Annotated in this window: 3 protein-coding genes; 2 read left to right on the forward strand and 1 reads right to left on the reverse strand. The window is 63.6% G+C overall.

Translation table 11 applies throughout. The features are described from left to right. On the forward strand, window positions 1-736 hold a 736-nt coding region (locus ACOJSN_RS22550; RefSeq protein WP_420114729.1), incomplete at its 5' end, for a hypothetical protein. A gap of 328 nt (window positions 737-1,064) precedes the next feature. Here ACOJSN_RS22550 and ACOJSN_RS22555 read toward each other — a convergent pair. Next, window positions 1,065-2,660: an exonuclease domain-containing protein gene (locus ACOJSN_RS22555; RefSeq protein ID WP_420114730.1), complete on the reverse strand. Its 1,596-nt coding sequence runs from the start codon at window positions 2,658-2,660 to the stop codon at window positions 1,065-1,067. Between the two features lie 477 nt (window positions 2,661-3,137). Here ACOJSN_RS22555 and ACOJSN_RS22560 point away from each other — a divergent pair. After that, on the forward strand, window positions 3,138-3,435 hold a 298-nt coding region (locus tag ACOJSN_RS22560; protein WP_420114731.1), incomplete at its 3' end, for a hypothetical protein.

The raw sequence follows: 3,435 nt of genomic DNA on the forward strand, positions 1-3,435 counted from the left end.
GCTCGTCGAAGTACTCGCGGAAATCTCGAACAAGCTGCCCGTAGACGACAGTGGCCCCTTCAGCGACCTGGACCGGGTCCTGAGCTGGGTTGGCGACACGCTTGTCGGACTCGGCACGGACTCACCGATGGACGCCGTTCGGGACGTCCTGGGGAGGTTCAACAGTCCCGTTCTCCGTATTCGCGCGTGGCAGTCAGTCGAGAACAAGATCGAGCGTGCGTACCGATCCGCGACACCGCCATGGTTCGAGCAGGTGACGGCGGCGCTTGTGAAGCAGGCCGCCGACAACTTCCTCGAGCATCTCAAGCAAGGTGACGACGCCCCAGAAGGCTTCGGTGTCGGATACCAGGTCTACTTCGTCCTCCGCCACGAAGACTCTTCGCTTCGAGAGGCCGTACGCGAACTCATTGAGTCGGGAGGGACCCATGTATCTGTCCTCGCCTCCAGGCTTACGAGCGCTAGGACGGCCAGTGGGATCACACCGGACTGGCAGCTCTCACCTGACTTCGACCAGCAGACGTTCAACCAGTTGGCCCCTCCCGGCGACGACGCCTGGTACGACGAAACCATCCAGGACGTCGACGCTCGCGACCTCAGTTGGGCCAACCGACGGAAGTTCGCGGCCGGTCGTGTCGACCGGCCCCCGCAGCCATCCGTTCCCGAGAAAGTTGCAGGCGACGAAGGGCTTGAAGGCGCAACTGAAGAGCCAGCCGACGCGCAAGACAGAACCTCCTAGAACACTGGGGAGTGGCCCGGTGTCGGACCCACGGCGGCGGTCATTTCCGTGTAGGAGAACTGCAGATATAATACGGTCGTCCGGTCCGTCGCGGCAAACGTTGCTCCGTGCAGCGCTAGACGCCGTTTTCGTTTCCGAGATGTTCGGTTCTTCCTCTCCCGACGCTCCGTCGAACAGCGCGCGCGTAGGCCTTACGACACGGCAGACAAGCAACGCGAACCAGTGGCTTCGAGTTCGAACGTCGCATCGGGCCGCAAGTTTCGAGCATCGTCGACAACTGGATTGTTCGATCGATCGAGTGCGTCGATCAGAGTGTGAGGAGTGCGGCTCACTTACGAGGTTCGCATGGGCAGCCGAAGGTGATGTCCCCGAGCCGGCCGGCGCTGATCCGCCCGCAACGGCGACACCTTGTGTGGTGAGGGTCTTCGCCGTAGGAGGGCGCGGTCAGTGGGCCGAGGTAATCGAAGCCGTGCTCCTCGGCAATTGCCTTGGCGGCTTCATACGGAACGGGCGTCAAGTTTGCCCACGCGCCCTGCATCCTTCGTGCGTCACTAGCCCACCTGCGCCAGAAGCAAGCCCGGCAGGTCGGTTCGCTCCAGCTGTTCTTCTCAAGGGTGTAGTTGAAGCGATAGTGGGCCTCCGCCGAACAACTTAGGCACACTGTCAACTGAAAGTCGTCCGGGTGAGTGAAGGGCTCGAGTGGGCGCAGGCCGCCGATCCGCTGGATTTCCTCGATGTGGGCAGCGCACCACGTGGGCCTCGTCCGCGTCTTGAAGGCAGCGAATGTCGCGCAGCCTTCGACCGAACAGGCTTGATCGGTTGGAACTGGCGTCCGTCGCAATGGCCTCGGCGGCTTGGCTGGCTTCGGCGGCGCGGGCGCCGTCCGATCGGCCAGCCGGACACTTCGATCGCGGCTCGGAGCGGACATGGCCGGGTGGCGGTAGGAGGCCGTGGCGTCCGGGCTCCTGGTGTCGAGCAGGACCTCCACGCCGTCGAGCCGGTTGCCGTCGAGGCAGTGGAGGAAGTCGTCCTCCGTCATCACCTCAATCTCTTGGCCCTGGTCCTGCAACTGGAAGGCCTTGCGCGTCTTGCCCGAGACCTCGGAGCCGGGCCGAAGGACGGCAGGATTGATATCGCCGACTACCAGGACGTTGGTCCGCTTGGTGGTGTCCGCTTCTGCCAAGGCCCCAATTCGCGAGCACTCCTCCCAAGCGATCTGGCGCGTCATGGACATCAACTTGCCCGTGAACACCACGACCCGCCCGTAGAGGTAGCCGTCCACGTCAGCGTTGGGGTTGAGGTCAGGCCGCACGAGGTGGCCGTTACTGCTCGCGGTCGACACGCTGCCCTGATAGATGCCGCTGCTCATCTGGCCGACGCGGACCTTTACCGAGTCTGCAAGCGCGTCGAGGTCGCTAGCACCGAGGCGATCAGCCAAGCGACGGACCACTTCGACAACGGCGTAGGCGTCAGCAAGTGCGTCGTGGTGGTCATCGAGCACGTGGCCGAGGTGCTCGGCCACATACGGCAATCGGTAGCTCGGGAGCGCGAGGGCACGGCGGGCCATGACGAGGGTGCACAGGAAGCGCAGTTCGGGCCACTCGACGTTGTCCACCGCGCACGCGTAGCGGATCACTCCGATGTCGAATCCCGCATTGTGGGCGACCACCACGTCATCACCGATGAAGCCCACGATGTGCGGCAGCACCTCCTTCCAACGTGGCGCGTCGGCCACCATCTCGGCAGTAATTCCGTGAATCGAGACGTTCCAGAAGTCGAACCAGTCAGCACCTTCGGGAGGGCGGATTCGCCAGTGGCGCTTCTCCACGACCTGCCCATCGCGGACCCTCACGAGGCCAACCGAGCACGGCGAGCCGCGGTAGGCGTTTGCGGTCTCGAAGTCGATCGCGGTGTAGTTGAGCATCGGTCACACCAACTCCTGCTCGCGGAGACGCGAACCGAACCTCGGGGGAAGTAGGGCGGCCGGCAGCTGTCGGCTGTCGGCCACAACGTCGATACTTCTCACGTCCCTGCTCCTCCTTAATGCCGCAGTCAGGTGCAGACTAAGACGACCGCCCGACAGATGTGGCAAATCTGGAGTCCAGTATCGGGGTGCCCGCTCCCGCCGTCCACCGATCCGATCTCGTTGTGCCCGGCGCTCGGCCCGACTGGTTCGCTTCACGGCACAAGTTTTGAGGCCGCCCGCGGTGGAGGATCCCAGCAGCGTGCGCACCGACAACAGGGGCTGTTCCCGTGGGGCAACTCGGACCCGGGTGAGCCAGTTGGCACATCTTGACGTGACCTCTTCACTACGGTTGTGCCATGACGCGGCGCAACCAGGTGGACGGGATGCACATGGATCACCGGACTGTCACTGAATTGGGCGAGACGGGAGCATCCGGTGGATCGTGATCGTGGCGCGCACTTCTATCGGTCTGACTTCCAGGTCCACACGCCTAGGGACGCCCAATGGAAGGGGAAGAGAGCAACCGCTGACGCCGACCGAGTCACGTACGCACAATCCTTCGTCGCGGCGTGTCGGCGTATCGGCCTGAACGCAGTTGCGATCACTGATCACCATGACCTTCTGTTCGCGCCGTTGATCCGCAAGGCCGCGGAGAACGAGACGAACGAACAGGGCCAACCGCTTTCCACGGAGCAGCGACTCACCGTCTTCCCCGGTGTCGAGTTGACGCTCG

Source organism: Pseudactinotalea sp. (assembly GCF_048594945.1).
GTDB lineage: Bacteria > Actinomycetota > Actinomycetes > Actinomycetales > Beutenbergiaceae > Pseudactinotalea.

What these genes read in the sequence shown, in the direction of transcription:
- ACOJSN_RS22555 (WP_420114730.1), bottom strand. Translation starts at nt 2,660, where the DNA reads ATGCTCAACTACACCGCGATCGACTTCGAGACCGCAAACGCCTACCGC.